Genomic DNA, 22,722 nt, shown 5'->3' with positions numbered 1-22,722 from the left:
GGAACGGTCGGTCACCTTCTGTTCACCCGAGGAACCGGGGAACGTGTGATTCCGGGAGCACGCTCCCCGGCGTGAGACGAATCGCGGGAATAGTCCTCGCGGTCCTGCTGATCGGTGGCGTGGTGGCCGCCGTCGTCGCGGGGCGGCATGGTGAGGACAAGGGCACGGCAACGAAGACCGTGCGTGGAGTGATCGGATCGGAGAAGGCCGAGTTCTTCGCCGATCCCGACGTGGTGAAGGCCCTCGCCGCCAAGGGCTTCACCGTGAAGACGGAGGCGTCCGGGTCCTGGGCCATGGAGGGCCTGAACCTCAAGGGGTACGACTTCGCGTTCCCCTCCAGCAAGGCGCCCGCCGACCAACTGGCCGCCAAGTACCACGTGCAGGAGCCGCTGCCCCGGCCGTTCTACTCGCCCCTCGTGGTCGTGGCCCATCGCAGCGCGGCCGACGTGCTCGCGGCCAACGGCCTCGCCGTGCTCGACGGGAAGAGCCGGGGCACCCTGAACATGGGCGCGTATCTCGATGCCGCCCGGCACAACCGCACCTGGCAGCAGCTCAAGGGGGCGTCCGCCCATGGCGAGTTGACCGGGACGCTGTACATCGCGAGCACCGACCCGGAGTCCTCCAACTCCGGTGCGCTGTACCTCGCGGCCGCGTCCTATGTGGCGAACGGCGGCAAGGTGGCCGCGGGCAAGGCGGACGTAGACCGCACCGCACCGCTGCTGCACCAACTGGTCAGCGTTCAGGGCGCCCAGCAGTCCAGCTCGGACGCGGTCTTCCGGGACTTCATCAGCGGCGCCGGAAACCCGCTGGTGCTCGTGTACGAGTCGCAGGTCGCCTCGCTGCTCGCCGAACAGCAGCCCGGCCCGGACGCAGATGACCTTGTGGTGCTCTACCCGGACACCACGGTCAACAGCGACCACACCGTCGTACCGCTCGACGCGAACGGCCGGGCGCTCGGGGAGCTCCTGAGCACCGACCCGGCCCTGCGCAAGCTCGCCGTACGGCATGGATTCCGGCCGCAGGGCGACGCCGCCGAGTTCGTCGCGGCCACCGCAAGCCGCACCGCCTACCTCAACCAGAAGCTGACCGGCGTCCGGCAGGCGCCCGTGCCCACCTCCGCGGTGCTGCACGAGATGGCCCGCCGGGCGCGCGGATGACGGGGGATCTGCAAGTGACCAGCAGGGACAACGAGTTCACGCTCACACCGCCCAGCGACAGCGAGTTCACCCTCACCCCGCCCGAGGCCGTCACGCCCGTGCCGCGGGACAGGGCCGGCGGACTCGTGCCCGTGGACGACAGCGTCCGTACGGACATGGCACGCAAGGCCACCGCCTACGTAGAGGGCCTCGCCCAACTCGACGCCCGCTCCCCCGAGTTCGCGGGCAAGGTCGGGGAGATCACCGCTCTTGGCTCCGGTGAGATGCGCACCGCCACCGCCCAGTCCAACCGTATGCTGGAGCGGGCCGTGCGCAGCCTGCCCGACAAGGGCGGGGACGCCCAGTCGAAGGTCGCCGGCTCGCTGGTGGAACTGCGCCGGGTCGTCGAGGACCTGGATCCGCGTGACCTGCCCGCGAGCAAGGGTCGCAAGTTCCTCTCCAAACTGCCCGGCGGCAACAAGCTGCGCGACCATGTCGCCAAGTACGCCTCCGCACAGGGCACCCTCAACAAGATCGTGGGCTCACTGCGCGGCGGGCAGGACGAACTGCGCCGGGACAACGCCGCGTTGCAGACCGAGCGGGTCCGGCTGTGGGAGACCATGGGCAAGCTCCAGGAGTACGTGGTCCTCACCCAGGCCCTCGACACGGCCGTCGAGCAGCACATCTCCGGCGTCGGGACGGGCGACCCCGAGGCCGCCGACACGCTCCGCGCCGATGTGCTCTTCCCGGTCCGGCAGAAGCACCAGGACCTGCTCACCCAGCTCGCCGTGTGCGCACAGGGCTACCTCGCGATGGATGTCGTACGCCGCAACAACGACGAGCTGATCAAGGGCGTCGAGCGGGCCGCCACGACCACCGTCTCGGCCCTGCGCATCTCCGTGATGCTGGCCTCCGCGCTCGACAACCAGAAAAAAGTCGTCGAGCAGGTCAACGCCCTTCGCGGCACGACCGAGGACCTCATCCGGGGCAACGCGGAGATGCTCGCCACGCAGAGCGGTGAGATCCAGCGAATCGCCGCCGACCCGGCCGTGGGCGCGGAGACGCTGCGCTCGGCGTTCCAGCAGATCTATCGCACCCTCGACGCCATCGACACCTACAAGGTGCAGGCGACGGAGGCGATGGCCTCGACGGTCCAGTCGCTGACGGACGAGTTGCAGAACGCGAGCGCGTACCTGGAGCGCAGCCGGTCGCAGGGCGCGCTGGAGGGCGGACTCGCATGACGAGACGGACCACCCGCGCACTCGCGGTGCTCGCCACGACAGCCGCTCTCCTGACCGCCTGCACGGCCGAGGAGCACGGCCAGGACGACTCCACCGCGCCCAGGCCCGGCACGCTGCGCATCCTCGCCTCCAGCGAACTCAGCGACATGACCGCCGTCTTCGACCGTGTCCGCAAGGACACCGGCGTCACCATCCGGCCCACCTACATGGGCACCCTGGACGCCGTCGACCTGGTCGCCAAGGGCAAGGCCGACGGGGCGTACGACGCGCTGTGGCTGTCCTCCGACGACTATCTGCGGCTGCGCCCCGACGCGGCGAAGAAGGTGGTCTCCGAGACGCCGGTCATGTCCAGCCCGGTCGCCATCGGCGTCAAGAACGCCACCGTCCAGGCCCTCGGCTGGAAGCCCGAGCAGGTCACCTGGTCCCAGATCGAGCAGGCCGTGCAGGACGGGAAGCTGACCTACGGCATGACCGACCCGGCCCGCTCCAACTCCGGCTTCTCCACCCTCGTCTCGGTCGCGTCGGCCCTGTCCGGCGCCCAGTCCGCGCTGACGGACGCGGACGTCGCCAAGGCCACGCCGAGGCTGAAGAAGTTCTTCCAGGGCCAGAAGCTGACGTCGGGTTCGTCGGGCTGGCTGGCCACGGCGTACAAGCGGCGCGGCAACGTCGACGCCCTGCTCAACTACGAGTCCGTCCTCAAGGGCATTCCGGGCCTGACGGTGATCCGCCCCAAAGACGGCGTCGTGACCGCCGACTACCCGCTGTCCTCACTCACCGCGAGCGACGCCCGCACCCGCGAGGACGTCCGCAGGGTGGCGGACGACCTGCGCACAGCCGCCGTGCAGAAGCTCATCACCGACACCACCCACCGCCGCCCGGTCGTCGCCTCGGTGGCGCCCGCGTCCGGCCTGGACACCGGCCGACGGCGCGAACTGCCCTTCCCCGGCAGCCGTTCCGTCGCCGACGGCCTCCTCGACTCCTACGAGAACGAGCTGCGCCGCCCCTCGCGCACGGTGTACGTCCTCGACACCTCCGGCTCGATGGAGGGCGACCGGCTCGCGGCGCTGAAGAAGGCGCTGACCGACCTCACCGGCGACTTCCACGACCGCGAGGAGGTCACGCTGATGCCGTTCGGCTCGGACGTGAAGAGCGTACGGACGCATGTCGTGGACCCCAAGGACCCGAAGGCCGGCCTCGACGCCATCCGGCGCGACACCGACGCTCTCGACGCCGACGGCGACACCGCGATCTACACCTCGCTGGAGAAGGCCTACGACCATCTCGGCGCCGACCGCGACACGTTCACCTCGATCGTGCTGATGACCGACGGCGAGAACACCACCGGCGCCAAGGCAGGGGACTTCGACGGCTTCTACCGCCGGCTCACCGGCACCCGGCGGGACATCCCCGTCTTCCCGATCGTCTTCGGCGACTCCGACCGCTCCGAGCTGGCCCATATCGCCGACCTGACCGGCGGCCGCCTCTTCGACGCCCAAAAGGGCTCGCTGGACGGCGCCTTCGAGGAGATCCGTGGCTACCAGTAAGGTCCTCGGCTATCTCGAATCCAGCAAGAACCTCGCGGGCGGCGCCTGCGGCCTGCTCGGCCTGGTGCTGACCTTCACCGGGGTCGCGGGCCCGTACTGGCCCGTCGTGGTGGCCGGGCTCTACGGCGCGGGCGCGCTGATCGCCCCGCCGGAGCGGCCGGCCCTGCCCGACTTCCCGAGCCCGTCGGCACAACTGGACGCGGTGCGCGAGGACTTCGCGAAGCTCGGCGGCTATCTCACCGATGTCGACCTGCCACCGGCACTGCGCACCCGGCTCACCGAACTGACCGATGTGCTGGGCGCGCTGCTGGAGCCGGGCTGGGTCGCCGAGGTGCTCGCCCAGGACCCCGAGGCCGTGCACGCCCTGTCCCGGGCCGTACGGCAGGACGTCCCCGAGGCCGTCGACACCTTCGTACGCACCCGGTGGTGGACCCGGCTGGCCCCGGGCGCCGAACCGCCCGAGCGGCATCTGGAGCGGCAGCTGGATCTGCTGCGGCAGGAGGCCGAGCGGCTGGCGGCGGAGCTCGGGGAGACCGAGGCCCGCCGCCAGGAGTCCCACACCCGGTACCTGGAGGACCGGGGCGGGAACCGCAACGGCGAACTCAGCGCGTGACGTTGACGGTCGCCGACGCCGTCGAGCCGGTGTGCAGGTCGTCGCCCGGCCAGCTGACGGTGTAGGTCACCGAACGCCGGGTGCGCGGCAGGTCGTCGATGGTGAACGTGCCGTCGGCGGCGACGGTCACCGACGACAGGGTGCCCGTGCCGAGCCGGTCCGTGCGCCGGACGGTGAGCGTGGCCCGCTCGGGGAGTGCCTTGCCCTGGGCGGTGAACGTGCCGGTGATGTGGACGCCGCCGCTCATCGTGGCCTCCGCGGGAGCGGTCAGGGCGATCGTGCCGGCCGCCTTGCCGACCGTCACGGTGTGGGTGAGGTCGCCGGCGGGGCGGTGGGTCGGGTCACCGAGGAAGGAGACGGTGTACGTGGCCTCCCCGACCAGGTCGGGCTCGTCGAGGACGGTGAAGGTGCCATCGTCCTTGACGGTGGCGGTGCCGAGCTGGTGGGTGCCGGTGGCGTCCTTGCGTACGGCGGTCACCTTCAGCGGCTCGGCGGGCGCGGGTCCGTCCCACTCCAGTCGGCCGCGCACGGCCAGCGGCTCGCCCGCGACCGCCTGGGCGGGGCTGTGGGTGAGGTCGCCGGTGAAGAGGGTGTCGTACTGGGCGGCCGGGGGCTGGATGACGTGCAGCCAGTACTCGGTGCCGCCGGCGCTCTGGGTGATCGCGAAGAGCCGCGCGCCGTCCTGGGACCAGGCCAGGCCCCGCGGGGTGACCGAGCCGCCGTCGAGGCTGCCCTCGAAGGCGAACTCCAGCGGCGGCGTGGCGTCGGTCGGGTCGGCGCTCTGCACCAGCAGGTCGGGGGTGCTGCCGGTGGCCTGGGCGCCACGGGCGAGGTACTTCCCGTCACCGCTGAAGGCGACCGCGGTGGCGTTGGCGCCGTCGGGCAGCGCCTGGTACTGGTCCGGCGCGTTCGACAGGTCTCCGGCGTTCAGCAGCCGGGTACCGGCGGTGGCGTCGGCCACGGCGACCTTGCTGCCGTCGGCGTTCGCCGCCATGTCCTTCAGGTCGAGGGCGCCCTTGCCGTCGGTGTCCGCGAACCGGCGGGAGGCGTTCCGTACCGGGGTGGTGCCGCTGACGTCGAACGAGGCGAGGAACGGGTCCGCCGCGCCGCTCTCCTTGGGCTGGCCCATGAGGAGACGGTTCTGCCCACGGGCGCTGGGGGCCAGCTGGAGCCTGCCGACGTCGTTCCAGCCGGTCCGGGCGACCGTGCCGTTCGTGAGCGTGTCGAGGCCTGTCGAGGCCGTGGCGCACTGGTAGGGCTGGAAGACGTAGGCGTCCGTGCTCCACACCGTGCCGCCGGCGAAGGCGAGTTGGCGACCGCAGGTGTCGTAGGCGGCGCTGTACGCACCGTTCTGCTGGAGCGTGTCGGTGTCGTACGTGACGACGCGGCCGCGCTCGCCGACGTACAGCGTCATGGAGTCCTCGCTGAGGGCCAGGCCCGAGACCGTGTTCTCGTGCTGGAACGAGGTGACCTTCTGGCCCTGGAAGTTGTAGACCAGCACGGTGCCGACGTACTGGCCTTCGTGCTGGTCGGCGATGTAGACGCGCTGGTGCACGGAGTCGACGGCCAGCCCCGAGTACGACGAGATCGGCAGCTTGGCCACGGCCTCCTCGGCCGCCGCGTGTGCCGCGGGCGCCGCCGCGACGCTCAGGCCGGTCCCGGCGAGTACGGCGGTGAGCAGCGTCGCCGCGAGCCGTCTGGATCGGTGTGCTGTATTCAACTGTGCCCCCCACAGGCTTGGTTGGGCACCTCACCGGTGTCGGTGAGACGCCCGTGACGACCATGGAACCGGGGTGAAGATCCAGCGGGCAAGGGGGCGCGCGGCACGGGCCCGCGCCTCGGCGAAGCGGAACCAGCCGGACAATACCGATGCATATAGCATCAAGATTGTGCAAATGTTGCGACCAGGTCGCAGCGCAGCCCGGGAGGCATCATGAGTCAGCAGCCAGTCCCTCTGCCCTACACCGACCCGGCCTTCGTCGCGGACCCCTTTCCGTTCTACCGGCAGCTGCGCGAGGAGGGTCCGGTGCGGTGCGCCGTCCTCGCCGGCGGCCTGGAGGCCTGGCTGGTCACGCGCTACGAAGACGGCCTCGCCGCGCTGTCGGACCCGCGGCTGAGCAGCGACGTCCGCGACGCGTCGGACCCACGTCTCGTGCAGCAGCTGCCCACGGCAGAGCGCGAGTCCTTCATGCGCAACATGCTCCGCGCCGACCCACCCGATCACACCCGGCTGCGCCGCCTGGTCTCGAAGGCGTTCACCGCGCGCAGGGTGGCCGAGCTGCGGCCCCGCGTTCAGGCGATCGCCGACGGCCTGCTCGACACGGTCGTACCGACAGGCCACGCGGACCTCATCGGGGACTTCGCACTGCCGCTTCCGGTCACGGTGATCAGTGAGCTCCTCGGGGTGCCCGTGGCGGACCGGCACGACTTCCAGCGCTGGACCGACGACATGACCAGGCGTGCCGTGGAGCCGCCGGACCCGGCCGTGGTGGACGGAGCCTGGCGGCACATGCGCTCGTACCTCACCAAGCTCCTGGAGGCCAAACGAGCCCGGCCGGGCGACGACCTGCTCAGCGCGTTGATCGTCGCCCGTGACGAGGAGCAGCGGCTGGACGAGGACGAGCTCATCGCCATGGCGTTCCTGCTGCTGGTGGCGGGATACATCACCACGGTCAACCTGATCGGCGGCGGCATCACCGCACTGCTCGCCCACCCCGACCAACTGCGGATGCTGCGCGACGACCCGGCCCTGCTGCCGGACGCGATCGAGGAGTTCCTCCGCTACGACGGGCCGGTCAACCCCGGCATCGCCCGGTTCGCACGCGAGGACGTCGAGATCGCGGGCGTGACGATCCCGCGGGGAGCGACCGTACTGATCGCCTCCGCCATCGCCGACCGCGATCCGGAGCGGTTCCCCGATCCCGATCGCCTGGACATCGGCCGCCGGGACAACGGGCACCTCGCGTTCGGGCACGGCATCCACTACTGCCTGGGGGCACCGCTGGCCCGGCTGGAGGGGCAGGTCGCCATCGCCACCGTCCTGCGCCGTCTCCCCCATCTGGAGTTGGCCGTGCCACCCGGCGAACTCCGCTGGCGGCCCGGCGGCCTGCGCGGCCCCGAGCACCTGCCCGTCACCTTCACCCCCGGCGGCCCGGCTCCGGCCTCCACGACCCCTGCGCCCCCTCCGGGAACGACCGTCGACACGACCACCCCACAACCCGTGCCGCCCTCTGGCGGACACGCGTAGACCTCGGGCACCATCTCCCTGCACCGCCTGCACAGCCGCTCCAGAGGAAGCACGGCCAACCGCAGGAAGGGTTCCCATGAAGGCCACCCGGATCACGAAAACCCGCGCCGCCCTGACCGCACTCGCCCTCGTCGTAGCGCCCGGCGTCGCCGTCCTCGGCACCGCCACCGATGCCTTCGCCGTCACCAAGATCAGCCACGCCACCGCCACCGACATGTTCCGCCAGGTCGGCATCACATGGTCGTCCTCCGGCAACTGCTCCGACCGCAACAACCCGACGTGTACGTCCTTCGAGCAGCTCAACCTCGCCACCGCCCAGGGCGCCCAGACCCTCAAGCGCGCCAGCGGCTGCGCCCTCAACATCACCGGCGGCACGGAAACCGGTCACGCCTCCGGCACGTACTCCCACTGGAACGGCTACAAGCTCGACTACAGCAAGTACACCTGCGTCGGGAACTACATCAAGAACAACTTCACCTACATCGGCCTGCGCGGCGACGGCGCGCCGCAGTGGCGCTCCGGTTCCGGCAACATCTACGCCGACGAGGGCAACCACTGGGACGTCCTCTACTACAACTGCGGCGGCTGCTGACCGGCCCGTGCCCACTGCCGGTCGCCCCTGCCATGGCAGGGACGACCGGCACGGCGGTGGCATCGGCAGGCCTACAGGTCATGCGACGGAACACGGGCGGACAGCTCCGCCGCGAAATGCCGGGCCTGCGCGCCCCAGTCATGGTCCATCGTGCCGAAATGCTGCAGCACCTCGACCAGTTGGTACGCCTCGGACTCAGTCAGCAAGGGCAGACGGGGCTCGACGCGATCCGGCAGGTCGGAGACATCAGCCAGTAGTTCATCCATACCCCACTCAACCGGCCATCCGAGCAGGGGTTACGGGCTGACACGGCAGACACGACAGACATGGCAAACATGGCAGACACGGCAGACATGGAAATCCCGGCCGCCGTGGTGGGCCCGCGTCATGGCCCTTCAAGCCGTGCTGCCAGTTCCCCGGGGAGGGCGTCCCGATTGGACCGGGTCACCTGGACGAGTGCGATGTCAGGGCGCCGTTTGAGGGCGTCGGTGAACGGGTCGCTGTGCGCGTGCACCGTGGCGACGACGTCGAGATCGGACTCGAACAGGACCCCGACCGTGTCCCGGAACGCGTCGCACGACAGCTCCATTCGCCCGAGCTCGTCGATCAGCACAAGATCTCCAGGAGCAGGATCCGATGCCGCTGACCTGAGCGGCGGCACCGCGAGCCGCTCCAGGACGCCCAGATCGACGCCGTACCGCCCCACCCGCGGTGGTCCCGGGAAGTCGACGTGGGCCAACACGGCTCGCAGACCGCCCTCCAGCGTTTCCAGCGCGAAGCCGCTCCTGGTACCGCCGTACCGGATCTCCTCCGTGGTGAAGCCGACGGCCCTACGGGTGCGCAATAGCGCGGCCAACCGGCGGACAACGGTCGTCTTGCCCGTGCCCGGGCGTCCCTCAAGCAGGATTCTCGTCGGCATACTAGGCCAATGGGGTGTTTGGCCTGCCCGGGCTGTTGCCGGCCAAGCTGTTGCGGGTAGGGCCGCGCGCATGACTGGAATCGAGTTCACGAGCGCGGCATTCGGCGACCGTACGGCAATCCCTCGCCACCACAGCGGGGAAGGTGACGACGTGTCGCCACCATTGACCTGGTCGGGGGTACCAGAGGGAACATCGGAGTTGGTCCTGCTCTGCGAGGACCCTGACGCCCCGAGCGGCACGTTCCTGCACTGGCTGGTCACCGGTATCGATCCGCGGAGTACGGGTACGGCGGAGGGGGAGCCGCCTCCCGGCGGCCAGGAGTGGCCCAACGGTTTCGGCCGGATGGGCTGGGGCGGTCCGATGCCTCCGCCCGGGCACGGAGCGCACCGGTACTTCTTCCGCCTGTGGGCCCTGTCGGAGGCACTCCCCCTGCACGGCCGGCCGACAGCCGACGCGGTACATCACGCCGTGAAGGGCAGAGAGCTGGCGAGCGGCACGCTGATGGGCACATACCAACGCTGACCGCCGCCGCCAGCATGCCTCTCGGCACTCGGCTCGACCGTGCGCGGGGCCACGAGCTCGCCGGCGGCAGCGCTCCTACGGACTCTTATCCGGCGTACGCCCGCAGCGGGTAGTGGTCCGAGAGGTTCGTGTACGTGTACGACGTCCCCCAGCTCGTGACCGTCCAGGGCGCCGACTGCTCCTTGACGACCTCGTTGTGCCAGCCTGCCGGGCGGGCATGACCGGCGCGGTTCAGCACGTAGTCGAGGTCCTCACGCGGGTCGTCCGGGTAGCGGTAGCGGGCGATGGAGTTGTCCTGCGTGTCGAAGGAGTACGCGTGCCCGGTGCGCGCGTCGGCACCGACGAGGCCGGCGTCGTTGAGCAGCGACGTGTACTCGGCGCTGTACGAGTCGACGTTGAGGTCACCGGCGACCAGCACCTCTTCGTCGGCGGGGATGTTCTTCGCGTCCAGGAAGGCGTCGATGGCCTTGAACTGGCGGCTGCGCATCGTCGCCGCTTCGCCCGCGCCACATCCGGGATCCGTGGACTGCGCGTGCGTGCCGACCAGGTGCACCTTGGTGCCGTTCACGTTCAGGACGACATATGCGAAGCCCTTGTTGGACCACCAGTCCGCACCGCAGGCGTCCTTGTAGACGTACTGCTCCTTGTGCAGGATCGGCCACTTGCTCAGCACGGTGACTCCGCCGTCCTCGGGCGTGACGGCCGAGTACGCCCCGCCGGTCGCGTCCCAGCCACTCTTGCTGCGGCCCACCACCGGTGTCTGGTACGGGTATTCCGTCGCGGCGGCGCTCTTCAGCGCGTCGGACGAGGAGTTGTCGAAGGCCTCCTGGAGGACGACCACGTCGTTGCCGTGGAAGAAGGAGGTCTTCGGGATCTCGGCGGCCCGGTGGTCCTGTCCCCAGTTCGGGTACAGGTTCTTGCTCATGAGGAAGACGTTGTACGTCAGAACCTTCAGCGCCGGCGCCGGTCCGGCTGCCGCCGCCGGTGCGGAACCCGCGAGTGCCGCCGCGGGCAGCGCGAGGGCGAGCACGGCTGCCCCGAGGGCACGGCGGGGTACGAATCGCGTCACTGGATCTCCCTGTGGATGAAGGGGGTTGAGTGGCGCCGCACATCAAACCATCTGGGATTACCCACGGGTAACAGTCACGCAGGCAACAGATGACTCACAGCCGAGGAGGCAGAGAGTCCGGTTTCGGGGGCCTGCCTAGCCCCCTACCCCGCTTCTGGCCCGAAGCCACGGGAGAAGCGGCGCGCTCGTGGGCCCTCGACGAGAAGATTCTGACGAGGTCCAAGGTCATCCCGGCCGAGAGCCGGGACGTGCCATGGTGGCGAGGTCACCTTTAGGAACGGGAGAGGGGGGCCGCCTCACGTGTGCGGCGGGAAGACCGGAGGCGCCGCGCTTCAAGCAGCTTCGCGACCGCTCCGGCCGGCCACTCCCAACTACGGTCTTCTCCGGCTCGACCACATGCTCCCCGACTCGTTTGCCACGGGGAAACACGTCGGCCAGCAGATCCCGGCCGCTGACGATCGGGCACCCATTCGGATGCGGCCATCCGCGTCTGGCGAACGGGAAGTTCGGAACACCTCGTCACTCACCCGAACGGCCCTACTGCGGAGCGTAAACCCCTTGTCCCAACTGGCATGTCCCCCATTCGGAGTTGCGTCCGCACGGGGGACATGAGTCCGTGGGAGTCGTGTCCCACCGGATCTCACCGTCAGGAGGAGACATGGACACCAAGCAGAAGGACCACTCGGCCGACAAACTGTGCGTCGTTTTCACGGTCCGTGTGATCGAGGGCGGCGAGCAGGGCTTCCTGGATCTGTACGACCAGATCCGCAAGTCCGTGGCCGGCACCCCCGGCCACATCGTCGAGAGGCTGGGAGCACCCGTCGACGACTCCCGTCAGTGGGTCATCACCAGCGAGTGGAAGACCGCCGAGGACTTCTTCAAGTGGCAGCAGAGCGAGGAGCACCGCGAGCTGGTGGCTCCGCTGCGCCAGTGGGTCGACTCGACGCAGTCGCTGCGGTTCCGGGTCGTCAAGGAGACCAAGGGAGCGATGTCATGACGCGGATCACCAACGGCCCCGTCGCCGTCCTCGGTCTCGGCACGATGGGTTCCGGCCTCGCCACCCGCCTCCTCGAACAGGGCATACAGGTCCGGGTCTGGAACCGTACCGCCGAGCGGGCCGGACCGCTCGCCAAGGCGGGCGCCCACGTCGCCGTCCACCCCGCCGACGCCATCGAGGGTACGACCGTGGCCATCTGCGCCGTCGCCGACGGCGAAGCCCTAGGCACCGTGCTGCACGGTCCGGACGGCGTGCTGGCCGAGGGGCCCTACCCCGGTGTCCTGATCTGCACCAGCACCGTCGCGCCCGAAGAGATCGTCCAGATCGCCGGGGACATCCCCTCGGTTCTGGACGTCGGCATGCTCGGCAACGCCGACCACGCCCGCGACGGAGAGCTGCGGCTGTTCGTCGGCGGCGAGGAGAGCACGTACGAGGCCTGCCGCCCGCTGCTGAAGATGCTGGGCAAGGAGGTCGTCCATCTGGGCGAACTCGGGTCCGGCATGCGGATGAAACTGTGCCTCAACCTGCTCATGGGCATTGAGGTGCAGGCCCTGGCCGAGGCCACCGAACTGGCGGCGGCCTCCGGGCTCGACCGGCAGCTGGTCCTCAAGACGATCGCGGGCAGCGGTTTCGCCTCGCCGGTCATGGCGTTCAAGTCCCGGCGCCTGGTCTCCGGTCGCTTCGAGGAGCCGGACTTCCGGCTGCGGCTGATGGCGAAAGACCTCATGCTCGCTTCCAAGCAGGCAGCAGCAGCCGGCCTGAGCCTGCCGCTGGTGACCGCCGCGGCAGAGACCCACGTCCGCGCCGCCGAGCAAGGACTGGGCGACCAGGACTGTGCCGCGGTCACCCGCGCACTCACACCGAAACCGGGACACGAAACGTGATCATTGACATCCATGGGCATCTCTCCCCACCGGAGGCGGCCAAACGCTTCCCCATGCCCCCGAGCCTGACCGACGTCGACGGCATGCTCGCCGCTCGTGCCGAGGCCGGGATCGACCTCACCATCATCGGCAGCCCTGTCGGCGCCGGAGCGATGGCGCGGGTGCCGGGCGTGGACAACTACGCGCAACCACGAGACCGGCTGCGCAGTTTCCACGCCTGGATGTCGGGGCTGATCGCCAGGTTCCCGGACCAGTTGCGCGGCTACGTGTACGCCAACCCGTTCGGTGACGACGATCACCTCGAAGGGGTGCGGGAGACGCTCGCGGACCCGGCCTTCGTCGGCCTGATCACCACGTCCAGCGTCCGCGGAGAGCTGCTCGGCTCCCCGCGTGCCGACTCCTTCTTCGCGCTGGCCGCGGAGGCGGGAGTGCCGGTCCTGGTCCATGCCCCGGCCGAACCGGTCGGCACGGAACGGGTCGACGAGATCGGCTTCGTCGAGCAGATCGGCCGGTTCGGCGACGTCACCGTCGGCATGGCCATGATCGCGTTCGCGGGGTGGCTGGACAAGTACCCGGACCTACGGCTGATCGGCGCGACCGGCGGCGGCGCGATGGCGCTGCTGCCGGAGCGTCTGCACACGGCGGCGCGTCCCCGGCACTGGGCCGGGGGTGCGCCGCCCTCCGGGCGCCCCGATGCCGCCACCGCTTCGCCGGCGGCGAAGGGGCCGGCGGCCCAGGAGCCGTCGGCCGATCCAGCCGGGGCGCTGCACCGCATGTACGTCGACACGAGCCCGTTCAGTTCCGCGCATCTGAGCCTGAACGCGGAGGTGCTGGGGCCCGAGCGGATGCTGTTCGGCACCGACTCACCGCCGTTGGCCGCGCCGCTGGAGGAGCTCATCCGCATGATCGAGAAGCTGCCGGTCGACAAGGCGTCGCAGCAGCTCATCCTCGGTGGCAACGCCGAGGCTCTCTTCGACCTCAGGAGCCGTCCGTGACCACCACGCAAGAGGCCGTCACCGCGGCCGAACGCTGTACCCCGGAGTTCCGGCGCGATCCTCATTCGGTGTACGCCCAGCTGCGTGACACGGCGCCGGTCTGCCCCATGCGACCGCCGCACGGCAACGAGACGTACCTGATCACCCGGTACGAGGACGCGCGGGCCGCCCTGTCGGATCCGCGGTTGAGCAAGGACATGTACGGGGCCATGGACGCCTATCGGAGGATCTTCGGGGACTCGTCCATCGCACTGGACGACAACATGCTCAACTCCGACGCACCCAAGCACACGCGGCTGCGGCGACTGGTCAACTCCGCGTTTACCCCGCGGCGCGTGGAGGCTCTTCGACCGAAGATCCGGGAGATCGTCGGAAGTCTGCTCGACGGCTGCCCGGCCACGAAGCCCTTCGATCTGCTGCCGGCGTTCGCGTTTCCGCTGCCGATCATCGTGATCTGCGATCTGCTGGGTGTGCCGCCGCAGGAGCGGGCACGGATGCAGAATCTGTCCTCCACGGTGGCGCAGAGCGGATTCGACGAGGAGGCCAAGCGGGCCCAGCAGAAGGCCGAGGAGGATCTGCACGCGTACTTCACGGAACTCATCGCCGCCAAGCGCAGCCGCCCGGGTGACGACCTGCTGAGTGCGCTCATCGCCGCCCGGGACGACGACGGCGGGCTCACCGAGAGCGAGCTGGTCTCCACGGCGTTCCTGCTGATGTTCGCGGGTCACAAGACGACCGCGTACCTGATCGGCAACTCGGTCCACCACCTTCTGTCCCACCCCGACCAGCTCCGCGCCGTACGGGAGAACCCGGATCTGATCCGGGCGGCGGTCGAGGAACTGGTGCGCTACGACGGCTCGGTGGAGACCGCGACGTTCCGGTACGCGACCGAGGACGTGGAGTACGGCGAGACGCGCATCCCGAAGGGCGCCCTGGTGCAGATCGCGCTCAGTTCGGCCAACCGCGATCCGCTGAAGTTCGACGCCCCGGACAGGCTGGATGTGGTGCGGCCGGGAAACGCGCAGGACGCCCATCTGGGGTTCGGGCACGGCAGCCACTACTGCCTGGGAGCCCCGCTGGCCCGGCTGGAGACGCAGCTGGCTCTGACCATCCTGTTCGACCGGTTCCCCGGCATGAGGGCGGCCGAACCCCGCGGCGAGGCACGGTGGTTGGAGGTTCCCTTCCCGGCCTTCCGTGGCCTCGCGGAGCTGCCGGTCGTACTCGAACCTGCTGGGTGACCGACGCCGAGGGCAGGGCCGTCCCGTCGGGGCGGCCCTGCCCTCCCTCTTCACCCCATGAGCCGAGCCCCGGGCTTCACAGCATGAGCTGAACCCCAGGCCTGAGCTGCCGCTCACGGTCGCGGGCCGGTAGGACGCCGCTTAGCGTGGAAGACACGACGCGTCCGAGCTGAGACGGCAGGCGGGCGCGGGCCCAGCCTGCCTCGGGAGGTCTCCCAGTGGGTACCGTCTCGTTTCTCCTCGTCGTAGTCATTCTGACGGCTCTGGCCTTCGACTTCACCAACGGCTTCCACGACACGGCCAACTCGATGGCGACGTCGATCGCCACCGGGGCGCTGCGACCCCGTATGGCCGTCATCGTCGCGGGGGTGCTCAATCTGGCGGGCGCGTTCCTGTCCACGGAAGTCGCCAAGACCATCTCCGGCGGCATCGTGGACGACGCGAAGGTGTCCCTGGTGATGATCTTCGCCGGACTCGTCGGCGCGGTCCTGTGGAACCTGATGACCTGGCTCGCCGGGCTGCCGTCGAGTTCGTCGCACGCGCTGTTCGGGGGGCTGATCGGTGCCGTGTGGGTGGGCGCCGGGGGGTCCGCGGTGCAGTTCGGGGCGATCATCGAGAAGATCGTGATCCCTGCCGTCCTGTCGCCGATCGTCGCCTGCGTCGTGGCAGTGCTGGCGACCTACCTCGCCTACGTCATCACCCGGCGCACGGCTCCCGGTCAGGCGCGCAGCGGATTCCGCAGGGGCCAGATCGGTTCGGCGTCGCTGGTCGCGCTGGCACACGGCACCAATGACGCGCAGAAGACCATGGGGGTCATCACCCTGGCCCTCATCTCCGCCGGGGTGCTCACCCACGGTTCCGGGCCGCCCTGGTGGGTGGTGCTCACCTCCGGACTGGCGATCGCCCTCGGCACGTACACGGGCGGCTGGCGGATCATCCGCACCATGGGCAAGGGGCTCACCGACATCGAGGCACCTCAGGGCTTCGCGGCCGAAACCAGCGCGACGACCGTGATTCTGGCCTCGTCCCACATGGGATTCCCCCTGTCGACCACGCAGGTGTGCACCGGCAGCATCCTGGGTGCCGGCCTGGGTCGCAAACTGGCCCAGGTGCGGTGGGGCGTGGCCGGGCGCATCGCAGTGTCCTGGCTGCTCACGCTGCCCTCGGCGGCGGCCATCGGTGGTGTGGCCGCCTGGATCGCCGACCACGGCACGGCGGGCGTGGCCCTGGTGGCCGCCGCCGCGGCGGCCGCGGCGGCCGGGTTCTGGGCCCTGTCGCGCCGTCGCGCCGTGACCCCGGACAACGTCAATGAACTGCCCGCTCGACTGTCCGAGCACGCGGAGCAGACCGCGGCGTGAGAGCCGGGCGGCCGGCCCGTCCATCAGCGAAAGGAAGCAGGGCGATGAACATCGACTGGGGCGCCTTCGGCGGCGTGTTCGCTGTGAGCCTCGGTATCACGCTGCTCACGGTCGTACTGTTCTCCCTCGGCATCGCTGCCTGGCCCCATGACGACGGCGGGGGCGGAGCACACGCCCGCGCCGTCCGGACAGCCGCCACCGCGGCCGCGGTGCTGTGCTTCGCGGCGTGCCTGGCGGTCGCGGGCTTCGGGCTCGCCCTGATCATCGGCGTGTGACGCCATCGGCGGCGCCCCGGACACAAGAGTGCCGGCGTCGCGCCCCCTCCTGTGTGGCCAGAAGTGGACTTAGATCCGCCCAACCCGCCCCCGGCACGAATCGGCAGGCAAACCACGGCTGAGGGCGCGAGTCGCGAGAACGTCCCCCGTTGATACATTCGCTTGATCATTCGTGGGCCTGACCTGCGGCTCGGCAGACAGACGACGTCTGGTGCCCCGAACCTGCCGGCGCCCGCGCAGCGCCATGACATTTCGACAAGGACTCAGACTTTGGCTCGCACCCGGCTCCGTCGCCGTTTAGACCATCTCGTTACTGCATGGCGTCGTTGGAGGGCGACGTCCGCCCGGGGCTCGCGAAGGGGGATGCTCCGGTGATGGTAGTGGGCGGCCTCGGAGTCGGCATCAAGAACGCCGACCCGTCGTCCTCGTTCCGGCCGGCTCTGCCCACCGCTGCCGACACCAAGTGCCTGGTCGGCGTGCACGATTACTGGCGATCTTGCGTGAAAGCCCCGGTGTTCACGCCGGGGATGAAACGCATCTCAAGACTGCTCTGACAGTGAGAATTGATCGTGGCATCGCCCGGAGGTCTGACAGTGAGAATTGATCGTGGCATCGCCCGGAGGTCTGACTCGTGCTCTGACTGACGCTCAGGTTGTCCTTCGCAGGAACTGTCGGCCTGCCGGGCGATGCCGCGTGGCGTGTGGCCGGCCGGGTGACTGTGACCTAATAGGAGCCTGGCCAGAGGTCCCATCACTGTCTTGTCCGTCTGCCCGACCGGCTCGCGCCCTCCCACTGGTGAGCGTTGGAAGGGCAGCACACAGCAGCATGGCAGACGAGATAGCGGTGGTCGGAGGAATCGACACCCACACCGACCTCCACCAGGCCGCGGTCATCGACGGCATCGGCCGGCACCTGGCCACCGAGCAGTTCGAGACCACCCCGGAGGGCTACCAGCGGCTGCTGGACTGGCTCCGGTCCCACGGCGAGGTCCTCGCCGTCGGGGTTGAGGGGACCGGTGCCTACGGTGCCGAGATCGCCCGCTTCCTTACCGCGAACCAGGTCACGGTGGTCGAGGTGGACCGGCCGGACCGCAAGGCGAGGCGGGACAACGGCAAGTCCGATCCCATTGACGCCTACGGGGCCGCGACCGCGGTCCTGTCCGGCCGGGCTGGCGGAACACCGAAGTCGAGGGACGGGATCGTTGAGGCGATCCGGGCCCTGCGGGTGGTCCGCAAGAGTGCCGTCAAGGCCCGCACCCAGGCCATCAACCAGATCCGGACTCTCATCGTCACGGCTCCGTCCGCGGTGCGGGACAAGCTGCGGGGACTGTCCACGCGGGAGTTGGTCGACACCCTGACCCGTTCCCGTCCCGCAGGCGCACTCGACGACCCCGTCTGCGCAGTGAAGATCGCCCTGCGACGGCTCGCCCGCCGCTACCAGCAGCTCGACGAGGAGATCAAGGACGCGGACAAGGAGATCGGGCCGCTGGTCACCCAGGCCGCCCCCAGGCTGATCGCCTTGCCCGGCGTCGGTCCCGAGACCGCTGGCCAACTGTTGGCGAGCGCAGGCGACAACCCCGGCCGGCTCCGCTCGGAGGCCTCCTTCGCACACCTCTGCGGGGCCGCCCCGGTCCCGGCCTCCTCCGGCCGCACCCACCGCCACCGCCTCAACCGCGGCGGCGACCGGGCCGCCAACAACGCGCTCCACACCATCGTGTTGGTCCGCATGAACTACGACCAGCGCACCCGGGAATACGTCGCCCGGCGAACCGCTGAAGGCATGGCCAAGAAGGACATCGTCCGCTGCCTGAAACGGTTCGTCGCCCGCGAGATCTACAAGCACCTACCCCACATGACCCGCAGCACCACCCCGCTTCCACAGACCACTTGACCATCTATAGGAGCTTCCCGCAGGCTAGAGCGGACGTTTTTGCTGCTCGATGTACTGGCGGACGATCGCCAGTGGTGCTCCGCCGCACGACGCGGAGAAGTACGAGGGCGACCACAGATGCCCGTGCATGACGGCGGGGTTGATCCGGCCGGTGAACTCCTGCCGTATCCGGCGAGCGGAGACGCCCTTGAGGCTGTTGACCAGCTTCGAGACGGCGACCTTCGGCGGGTAGTGCACCAGCAGATGGACATGATCACGCTCGCCGTTGAACTCCCTCAGCTCCGCCTCGAAGTCCTCGCACACCTTGCGCATGATCGCTTCGCAACGCGTCAGCATCTCGTCGTTGAACACTCCGCGCCGGTACCTCGTCACAAAGACCAAGTGCACAATGCATCGCCGAAACAACGTGCCTGCCACGCCTGTAGTCATTCTGACCGTCCATGAGACCAATCGGACTAGGATCTTGGGCGTGCAGCTGCGCTACAACTACCGGGCCTACCCGGACGCTCCGCAGCGTCGTGCGCTGGCCCAGGCGTTCGGGTGCGCCCGCGTGGTGTGGAACGACTGCCTGCGCGACCGCAAGGAAGCGCACGCGGCAGGGCTGCCGTACGTGACGTCTGCGGAGTTGTCCCGGCTTCGCATCACCCAGGCCAAGTGCACTGAGGAACGCGCCTGGCTCGCCGACGTCTCAGCGGTCGTCCTGCAACAGTCCCTTCGGGACCTGGACACCGCCTACAAGAACTTCTTCGACTCGGTCAGGGGCAAGCGGCAGGGCCGCAAGGTCGGCCCTCCCCGCTACAAGTCGAAGAAGCACACCCGGCAGTCGATCCGCCTCAACACCAACGCCTTCTCCCTCCAGGACGACGCCACGGTGTACGTGGCCAAGGTCGGCAACCTCAAGGTCACGTGGTCCCGCCGCCTTCCGGCCGCACCCACGTCCCTGACCGTCACCAAGGACAGCTCCGGCCGGTACTTCCTCAGCTTCGTCGTCGACACCGAGCCGGACATCCTCCCCGACCTTCAGACCGACACCGGTCTCGACCTCGGCCTGTCCGCCTTCGCCGTCCTGTCCGACGGGCGGAAGATCGACAGCCCCCGCTTCCTGCGCCGGGCCGAGAAGAAGCTCAGGCGTCTCCAGCGGGAGCTGTCCCGCAAGCAGAAGGGTTCGAAGAACCGGGCCAAGGCCCGGATCAAGATCGCACGCCAGCACGCCCGCGTGGCGGACCGGCGCCGGGACTGGCACCACAAGGCCTCCACGCAGATCATCCGCGACAACCAAGCGGTGTATGTGGAAGACCTCGCGGTGTCCGGCCTCGGGCGTACCCGGCTTGCCAAGTCCGTGCACGACGCGGGATGGTCCGCGTTCGTCGGCATGCTGGAGTACAAGGCGGCCAGGCACGGGCGTACCTTCGCCAAGGTGGACCGGGCCTTCCCGTCCTCGCAGGTCTGCTCGGCCTGCGGATTCCGCGACGGACCCAAGCCCCTGCACGTCCGGCAGTGGACGTGCGGCGCATGCGGCACCCGGCACGACCGCGACCACAACGCAGCACGCAACGTCCTGTTCGAAGGACGCCGTATCGTCGCCGCCGGACGGGCGGAGAGACTACGCGCCTGTGGAGCGTCGGTAAGACGGGCACCCGTGCCCGCACAGCGCGGTGAAGCAGGAAGCCCCCGGAAGGGTCACACGACCCAGGCCGGAATCCCTGGACTTTAAGCCAGGGAGCACGTCAAACCAATGCCGACCGCGACTACTACGACACGGTGAACCCCGAGGAGAGCGCCTGCGCACGCTCATCGGCAGCGCCAAGGACCATGTCGAAATCTCCCAGCAGGACATGAACGCCACCTGTCCGCCGCTGCCGCGCTACGACATCCGCCTGTACGACACGCTCGCGGCGAAGTTGGCCGACGGCGTGAAGGTCCGCATCGTGGTCAGCGACCCCACCAACCGTGGAGCCATCGGCAGCGGGGGCTACTCCCAGATCAAGTCGCTGAACGAAATCAGCGACGTGCTCCGCAAGCGGCTCGAACTCGTCACCGCGCCGCACAGCTCAAAGCGAAGCTGCTCGACCCCCAGTGGACATACTCCCGGGCAACAGCCACGTACGACTACACGCGCGGCAGCTGCCAGGGTTGACGCCGTTGGAGTCCTGGGCGGTCGGCGACGCCTCCCGCTGAGCCGATCGGCGCCGTCGCCGGGGCAGGACAACCACGGCGGCGAGGTGCGGGGCAATCGTGATCGGTGGTCTCCCCTCACCCGCCCCACAACGTGACGTACACCGGCGGCCGGAACCGGGACGGTGGGACGCCTGCGCCGGGTGCGCGCATGATGCGGGTTGCCGCGGGGGTGTGCAGGAAGTGCAGGAACGCGTCGGTGGCCGGGGAGCGGTGCTCGGGCGGCAGGACGGTGGCGTGCCAGGTGGCGTCCCAGGGCGTGGCCGGGGTCTCCAGGATGCGCAGGTCGTCGCGACGGATGCGGGGCGACACCAGATGGGCCGGCGCGGGCGCGACGCCCGCGCCCTCCGCGGCGGCTGCCCAGGTCGCGGCCTGGTTGGGGAACACCCACACATGCCCCTCGGCCACACCGAGCCGGCGCAGCAGCCGCCCGGAATCCGCGTCCGGGTCGGTTCCGGAGGAGTCGACCAGCCACGACCACTGCGGGGGTGAACCGGCCGGGCGTGGCGACCTGGCGCCGGTCACCACGACCAGCTGGGTGCGGAACAGCGGCTCGCTGACCAGTTCGCCCCTGCGGACGGCGCCGAGATACGGCCCGAGCGCGACGTCGGCCAGCCGGTTCTCCACCAGCACGCGGATCTCGTTGCCTGCGGCCACCCCGAACGAGGTCTCGGTCCTGCGCCCGGAGCGGTCGGCGAAGGCCTCCACGAGCGAGGGGAGGACGAATTCCGCGAGCGTGCTCGTGGCCACGACCCGTAGCTCGTCGGGCGCGCCCCGCGCCGCCCGCACCGCCGTTTCGGCATCCGCGCTCAGCGCAACCATCCGGGACGCGACCGGCAGCAGCCGCGCCCCCGCCGGTGTCAGACGCATTCCACCGCCGCCGGTGCGCTGGATGAGCGGATCGCCGAAGTGGGTGCGCAACGCGGTGAGCGCCTGTGACACCGCGGACTCGCTCACGTCCAGCGTGCGTGCCGCGGCGCTCACCGAACCGAGCCGGGCAACCAGCACGAAGGTGCTGAGCTGGGTGACGGTCACCATCCGATTTTCCCGCGTTTGGCAGGATAAGTGAATGCTTATCGACCCATTGCATGGCGGGTGCGGAAGAGCGCAGCATCGCTGCACGGCGGAGGGCACAACGTTCCAGGAGGGCCCGATGCAGGTTCCGGCTGCTTTCCAGTACGAGACGGCCTCCAGCGTCGAGCATGCGATCGAGCTGCTCACACGCTACGGCAGCGAGGCCCGGGTGGTGGCGGGTGGACACAGCCTGCTGCCGATGATGAAGCTGCGGCTGGCCCAGCCCGAAGCCCTGATCGACATCAACGGCCTCGGCGAGCTGGCGCGGATCCGGGTGGACGGGCACGACCTGTCGGTCGGGGCGATGGTCCGCCACGCCGAGCTGCTCGCCTCGCCGGTCGTCGGCGAGCACTTCCCCATCCTGCGGGACGCGGAACGGGTCATCGCCGATCCGCTCGTACGCAACCGCGGCACCGTGGGCGGCTCCCTGTGCCAGGCCGATCCGTCGGAGGACCTGTCCGCGGCGTTCTCGGCGCTGCGCGCGGCCCTTGTCGCCCAGGGCCCCCGCGGCAGGCGCACCATCGGGATCAGGGAGTTCTTCCTCGGGCCGTACGAGACGGCGCTGGACGAGGCGGAGCTCCTGGTGGAGGTCCGGGTGCCCATCCGTTCGCACGCCAGTGCCTACCGCAAGGTCGAGCGCCGGGTCGGCGACTGGGCGGTCGTGGCCGCGGGCGCGGTGCTGGAGATCTCCGAGGGGGTCATCACCGAGGCCGGTATCGGCCTGACGGCGGTGGGTGCGCCGCGGTTCGTGGCCGAGCAGGCCGAGGACTTCCTGCGCGGCGGACGGCCGGACGACGAGGCGTTCGCCGAGGCGGGCCGGATCGCCTCGCAGGAGTGCCGGCCGACGGCGGACCAGCGCGGCCCCGCCGACTACAAGCGGCATCTGGCCGCTGAGCTCACCACCCGGGCGCTGCGCGCCGCCGCCGCACGCGCCCAGGGGCAGGAGGCGTGA

At 69.8% G+C, this 22,722-nt stretch carries 23 protein-coding genes and 1 pseudogene; 18 read left to right on the top strand and 6 right to left on the bottom strand.

Annotated features, from left to right (window positions below; genetic code table 11):
• Positions 1–71: 71 nt before the first annotated feature.
• Genes AB0I54_RS12410 through AB0I54_RS12395 form a run of 4 tightly spaced genes read left to right on the top strand, consistent with a single transcriptional unit; the run spans position 72 to position 4,534 of the window.
• Positions 72–1,157 (top strand): substrate-binding domain-containing protein, encoded by a 1,086-nt coding sequence (locus AB0I54_RS12410; protein WP_363295898.1) that lies wholly within the window; start codon positions 72–74, stop codon positions 1,155–1,157.
• Positions 1,154–2,377 carry a toxic anion resistance protein gene (locus AB0I54_RS12405; protein ID WP_363295897.1) on the top strand — a complete coding sequence of 408 codons (1,224 nt, stop codon included), beginning with the start codon at positions 1,154–1,156 and terminating at the stop codon, positions 2,375–2,377. The genes AB0I54_RS12410 and AB0I54_RS12405 overlap by 4 nt, the downstream gene beginning before the upstream one ends.
• Positions 2,374–3,921, top strand: a complete 1,548-nt coding sequence (locus AB0I54_RS12400) for a VWA domain-containing protein (RefSeq protein WP_363295896.1) — start codon at positions 2,374–2,376, stop codon at positions 3,919–3,921. Before AB0I54_RS12405 ends, AB0I54_RS12400 begins: the two co-directional genes overlap by 4 nt.
• A complete protein-coding gene (locus tag AB0I54_RS12395) occupies positions 3,908–4,534 on the top strand; it encodes a hypothetical protein (protein ID WP_363295895.1) in 627 nt (208 codons plus the stop codon). Before AB0I54_RS12400 ends, AB0I54_RS12395 begins: the two co-directional genes overlap by 14 nt.
• Here the strand turns inward: AB0I54_RS12395 and AB0I54_RS12390 are convergent.
• Entirely contained in the window at positions 4,524–6,254 is a 1,731-nt protein-coding gene (locus AB0I54_RS12390) for an Ig-like domain repeat protein (RefSeq protein WP_363295894.1), read from the bottom strand. The genes AB0I54_RS12395 and AB0I54_RS12390 overlap by 11 nt on opposite strands.
• A 213-nt stretch (positions 6,255–6,467) precedes the next feature.
• Between AB0I54_RS12390 and AB0I54_RS12385 the strand changes: the two genes are divergently transcribed.
• Positions 6,468–7,781, top strand: coding sequence for a cytochrome P450 (locus AB0I54_RS12385; RefSeq protein ID WP_363295893.1), 1,314 nt, complete (start codon positions 6,468–6,470; stop codon positions 7,779–7,781).
• Between the two features lie 76 nt (positions 7,782–7,857).
• Positions 7,858–8,373 (top strand): hypothetical protein, encoded by a 516-nt coding sequence (locus tag AB0I54_RS12380; protein ID WP_363295892.1) that lies wholly within the window; start codon positions 7,858–7,860, stop codon positions 8,371–8,373.
• A gap of 71 nt (positions 8,374–8,444) precedes the next feature.
• Here AB0I54_RS12380 and AB0I54_RS12375 read toward each other — a convergent pair whose 3' ends face one another.
• Together AB0I54_RS12375 and AB0I54_RS12370 are read right to left on the bottom strand one after the other, a co-directional pair.
• Entirely contained in the window at positions 8,445–8,639 is a 195-nt protein-coding gene (locus tag AB0I54_RS12375) for a hypothetical protein (protein WP_363295891.1), read from the bottom strand.
• Positions 8,640–8,758: 119 nt separating this feature from the next.
• The gene (locus tag AB0I54_RS12370; RefSeq protein WP_363295890.1) at positions 8,759–9,292 is read right to left on the bottom strand and encodes a nucleoside-triphosphatase; all 534 of its coding nucleotides are present in this window, start codon (positions 9,290–9,292) and stop codon (positions 8,759–8,761) included.
• A gap of 70 nt (positions 9,293–9,362) precedes the next feature.
• Between AB0I54_RS12370 and AB0I54_RS12365 the strand changes: the two genes are divergently transcribed.
• A complete protein-coding gene (locus tag AB0I54_RS12365; RefSeq protein WP_363295889.1) occupies positions 9,363–9,815 on the top strand; it encodes a YbhB/YbcL family Raf kinase inhibitor-like protein in 453 nt (150 codons plus the stop codon).
• An 85-nt stretch (positions 9,816–9,900) separates the two neighbouring features.
• On the opposite strand, the gene sph is transcribed toward AB0I54_RS12365, so the two are convergent.
• Positions 9,901–10,884, bottom strand: a complete 984-nt coding sequence (sph, locus tag AB0I54_RS12360) for a sphingomyelin phosphodiesterase (protein ID WP_363295888.1) — start codon at positions 10,882–10,884, stop codon at positions 9,901–9,903.
• Positions 10,885–11,542: 658 nt separating this feature from the next.
• On the opposite strand from sph, the gene AB0I54_RS12355 reads away from it, so the two are divergent.
• From AB0I54_RS12355 to AB0I54_RS12320, 8 genes are all read left to right on the top strand, one after another.
• Positions 11,543–11,881, top strand: a complete 339-nt coding sequence (locus AB0I54_RS12355; protein WP_363295887.1) for an antibiotic biosynthesis monooxygenase family protein — start codon at positions 11,543–11,545, stop codon at positions 11,879–11,881.
• A complete protein-coding gene (locus tag AB0I54_RS12350) occupies positions 11,878–12,765 on the top strand; it encodes an NAD(P)-dependent oxidoreductase (protein WP_363295886.1) in 888 nt (295 codons plus the stop codon). The genes AB0I54_RS12355 and AB0I54_RS12350 overlap by 4 nt, the downstream gene beginning before the upstream one ends.
• Positions 12,762–13,760: an amidohydrolase family protein gene (locus tag AB0I54_RS12345; RefSeq protein ID WP_363295885.1), complete on the top strand. Its 999-nt coding sequence runs from the start codon at positions 12,762–12,764 to the stop codon at positions 13,758–13,760. The genes AB0I54_RS12350 and AB0I54_RS12345 overlap by 4 nt, the downstream gene beginning before the upstream one ends.
• Complete coding sequence (locus AB0I54_RS12340; RefSeq protein ID WP_363295884.1) at positions 13,757–14,998, top strand: cytochrome P450; 1,242 nt, start codon at positions 13,757–13,759, stop codon at positions 14,996–14,998. The genes AB0I54_RS12345 and AB0I54_RS12340 overlap by 4 nt, the downstream gene beginning before the upstream one ends.
• A gap of 218 nt (positions 14,999–15,216) precedes the next feature.
• On the top strand, positions 15,217–16,356 hold the full coding sequence (locus tag AB0I54_RS12335; RefSeq protein WP_363295883.1) for an inorganic phosphate transporter: 1,140 nt from the start codon (positions 15,217–15,219) through the stop codon (positions 16,354–16,356).
• A 44-nt stretch (positions 16,357–16,400) separates the two neighbouring features.
• Entirely contained in the window at positions 16,401–16,631 is a 231-nt protein-coding gene (locus tag AB0I54_RS12330; RefSeq protein ID WP_363295882.1) for a hypothetical protein, read from the top strand.
• 317 nt (positions 16,632–16,948) lie between these two features.
• Complete coding sequence (locus tag AB0I54_RS12325; RefSeq protein ID WP_363295881.1) at positions 16,949–17,185, top strand: hypothetical protein; 237 nt, start codon at positions 16,949–16,951, stop codon at positions 17,183–17,185.
• A 271-nt stretch (positions 17,186–17,456) separates the two neighbouring features.
• A complete protein-coding gene (locus AB0I54_RS12320; RefSeq protein WP_363295880.1) occupies positions 17,457–18,521 on the top strand; it encodes an IS110 family transposase in 1,065 nt (354 codons plus the stop codon).
• A gap of 24 nt (positions 18,522–18,545) precedes the next feature.
• On the opposite strand, the pseudogene tnpA reads toward AB0I54_RS12320, so the two are convergent.
• Positions 18,546–18,963, bottom strand: a pseudogene (gene tnpA / locus AB0I54_RS12315) (IS200/IS605 family transposase).
• Between the two features lie 27 nt (positions 18,964–18,990).
• Between tnpA and AB0I54_RS12310 the strand changes: the two are divergent.
• Positions 18,991–20,235, top strand: coding sequence for an RNA-guided endonuclease TnpB family protein (locus tag AB0I54_RS12310; protein ID WP_363295879.1), 1,245 nt, complete (start codon positions 18,991–18,993; stop codon positions 20,233–20,235).
• A gap of 121 nt (positions 20,236–20,356) precedes the next feature.
• Positions 20,357–20,794 carry a hypothetical protein gene (locus tag AB0I54_RS12305; RefSeq protein ID WP_363295878.1) on the top strand — a complete coding sequence of 146 codons (438 nt, stop codon included), beginning with the start codon at positions 20,357–20,359 and terminating at the stop codon, positions 20,792–20,794.
• On the opposite strand, the gene AB0I54_RS12300 is transcribed toward AB0I54_RS12305, so the two are convergent.
• Entirely contained in the window at positions 20,775–21,734 is a 960-nt protein-coding gene (locus AB0I54_RS12300) for a LysR family transcriptional regulator (RefSeq protein WP_363295877.1), read from the bottom strand. The genes AB0I54_RS12305 and AB0I54_RS12300 overlap by 20 nt on opposite strands.
• 115 nt (positions 21,735–21,849) lie before the next feature.
• Here AB0I54_RS12300 and AB0I54_RS12295 point away from each other — a divergent pair, with 115 nt between their 5' ends.
• Positions 21,850–22,722, top strand: a complete 873-nt coding sequence (locus AB0I54_RS12295; protein ID WP_363295876.1) for a xanthine dehydrogenase family protein subunit M — start codon at positions 21,850–21,852, stop codon at positions 22,720–22,722.

Origin of the sequence: Streptomyces sp. NPDC050625, assembly GCF_040654755.1 — a bacterium.
Taxonomy (GTDB): Bacteria; Actinomycetota; Actinomycetes; order Streptomycetales; family Streptomycetaceae; genus Streptomyces.
Note: the sequence above shows the minus strand (reverse complement) of the source record. Positions and strands in the feature narration are given on the sequence as shown.

Bases quoted from the DNA above. Each gene is read 5' to 3' on its own strand.
- AB0I54_RS12300 (WP_363295877.1), bottom strand. From the start codon at position 21,734: ATGGTGACCGTCACCCAGCTCAGCACCTTCGTGCTGGTTGCCCGGCTC.
- AB0I54_RS12325 (WP_363295881.1), top strand. From the start codon at position 16,949: ATGGCGTCGTTGGAGGGCGACGTCCGCCCGGGGCTCGCGAAGGGGGAT.
- AB0I54_RS12330 (WP_363295882.1), top strand. From the start codon at position 16,401: ATGAACATCGACTGGGGCGCCTTCGGCGGCGTGTTCGCTGTGAGCCTC.
- AB0I54_RS12295 (WP_363295876.1), top strand. From the start codon at position 21,850: ATGCAGGTTCCGGCTGCTTTCCAGTACGAGACGGCCTCCAGCGTCGAG.
- AB0I54_RS12320 (WP_363295880.1), top strand. From the start codon at position 17,457: ATGGCAGACGAGATAGCGGTGGTCGGAGGAATCGACACCCACACCGAC.
- AB0I54_RS12375 (WP_363295891.1), bottom strand. From the start codon at position 8,639: ATGGATGAACTACTGGCTGATGTCTCCGACCTGCCGGATCGCGTCGAG.
- AB0I54_RS12350 (WP_363295886.1), top strand. From the start codon at position 11,878: ATGACGCGGATCACCAACGGCCCCGTCGCCGTCCTCGGTCTCGGCACG.
- AB0I54_RS12380 (WP_363295892.1), top strand. From the start codon at position 7,858: ATGAAGGCCACCCGGATCACGAAAACCCGCGCCGCCCTGACCGCACTC.
- AB0I54_RS12370 (WP_363295890.1), bottom strand. From the start codon at position 9,292: ATGCCGACGAGAATCCTGCTTGAGGGACGCCCGGGCACGGGCAAGACG.
- AB0I54_RS12385 (WP_363295893.1), top strand. From the start codon at position 6,468: ATGAGTCAGCAGCCAGTCCCTCTGCCCTACACCGACCCGGCCTTCGTC.
- AB0I54_RS12405 (WP_363295897.1), top strand. From the start codon at position 1,154: ATGACGGGGGATCTGCAAGTGACCAGCAGGGACAACGAGTTCACGCTC.
- AB0I54_RS12400 (WP_363295896.1), top strand. From the start codon at position 2,374: ATGACGAGACGGACCACCCGCGCACTCGCGGTGCTCGCCACGACAGCC.
- AB0I54_RS12365 (WP_363295889.1), top strand. From the start codon at position 9,363: ATGACTGGAATCGAGTTCACGAGCGCGGCATTCGGCGACCGTACGGCA.
- AB0I54_RS12305 (WP_363295878.1), top strand. From the start codon at position 20,357: ATGAACGCCACCTGTCCGCCGCTGCCGCGCTACGACATCCGCCTGTAC.
- AB0I54_RS12355 (WP_363295887.1), top strand. From the start codon at position 11,543: ATGGACACCAAGCAGAAGGACCACTCGGCCGACAAACTGTGCGTCGTT.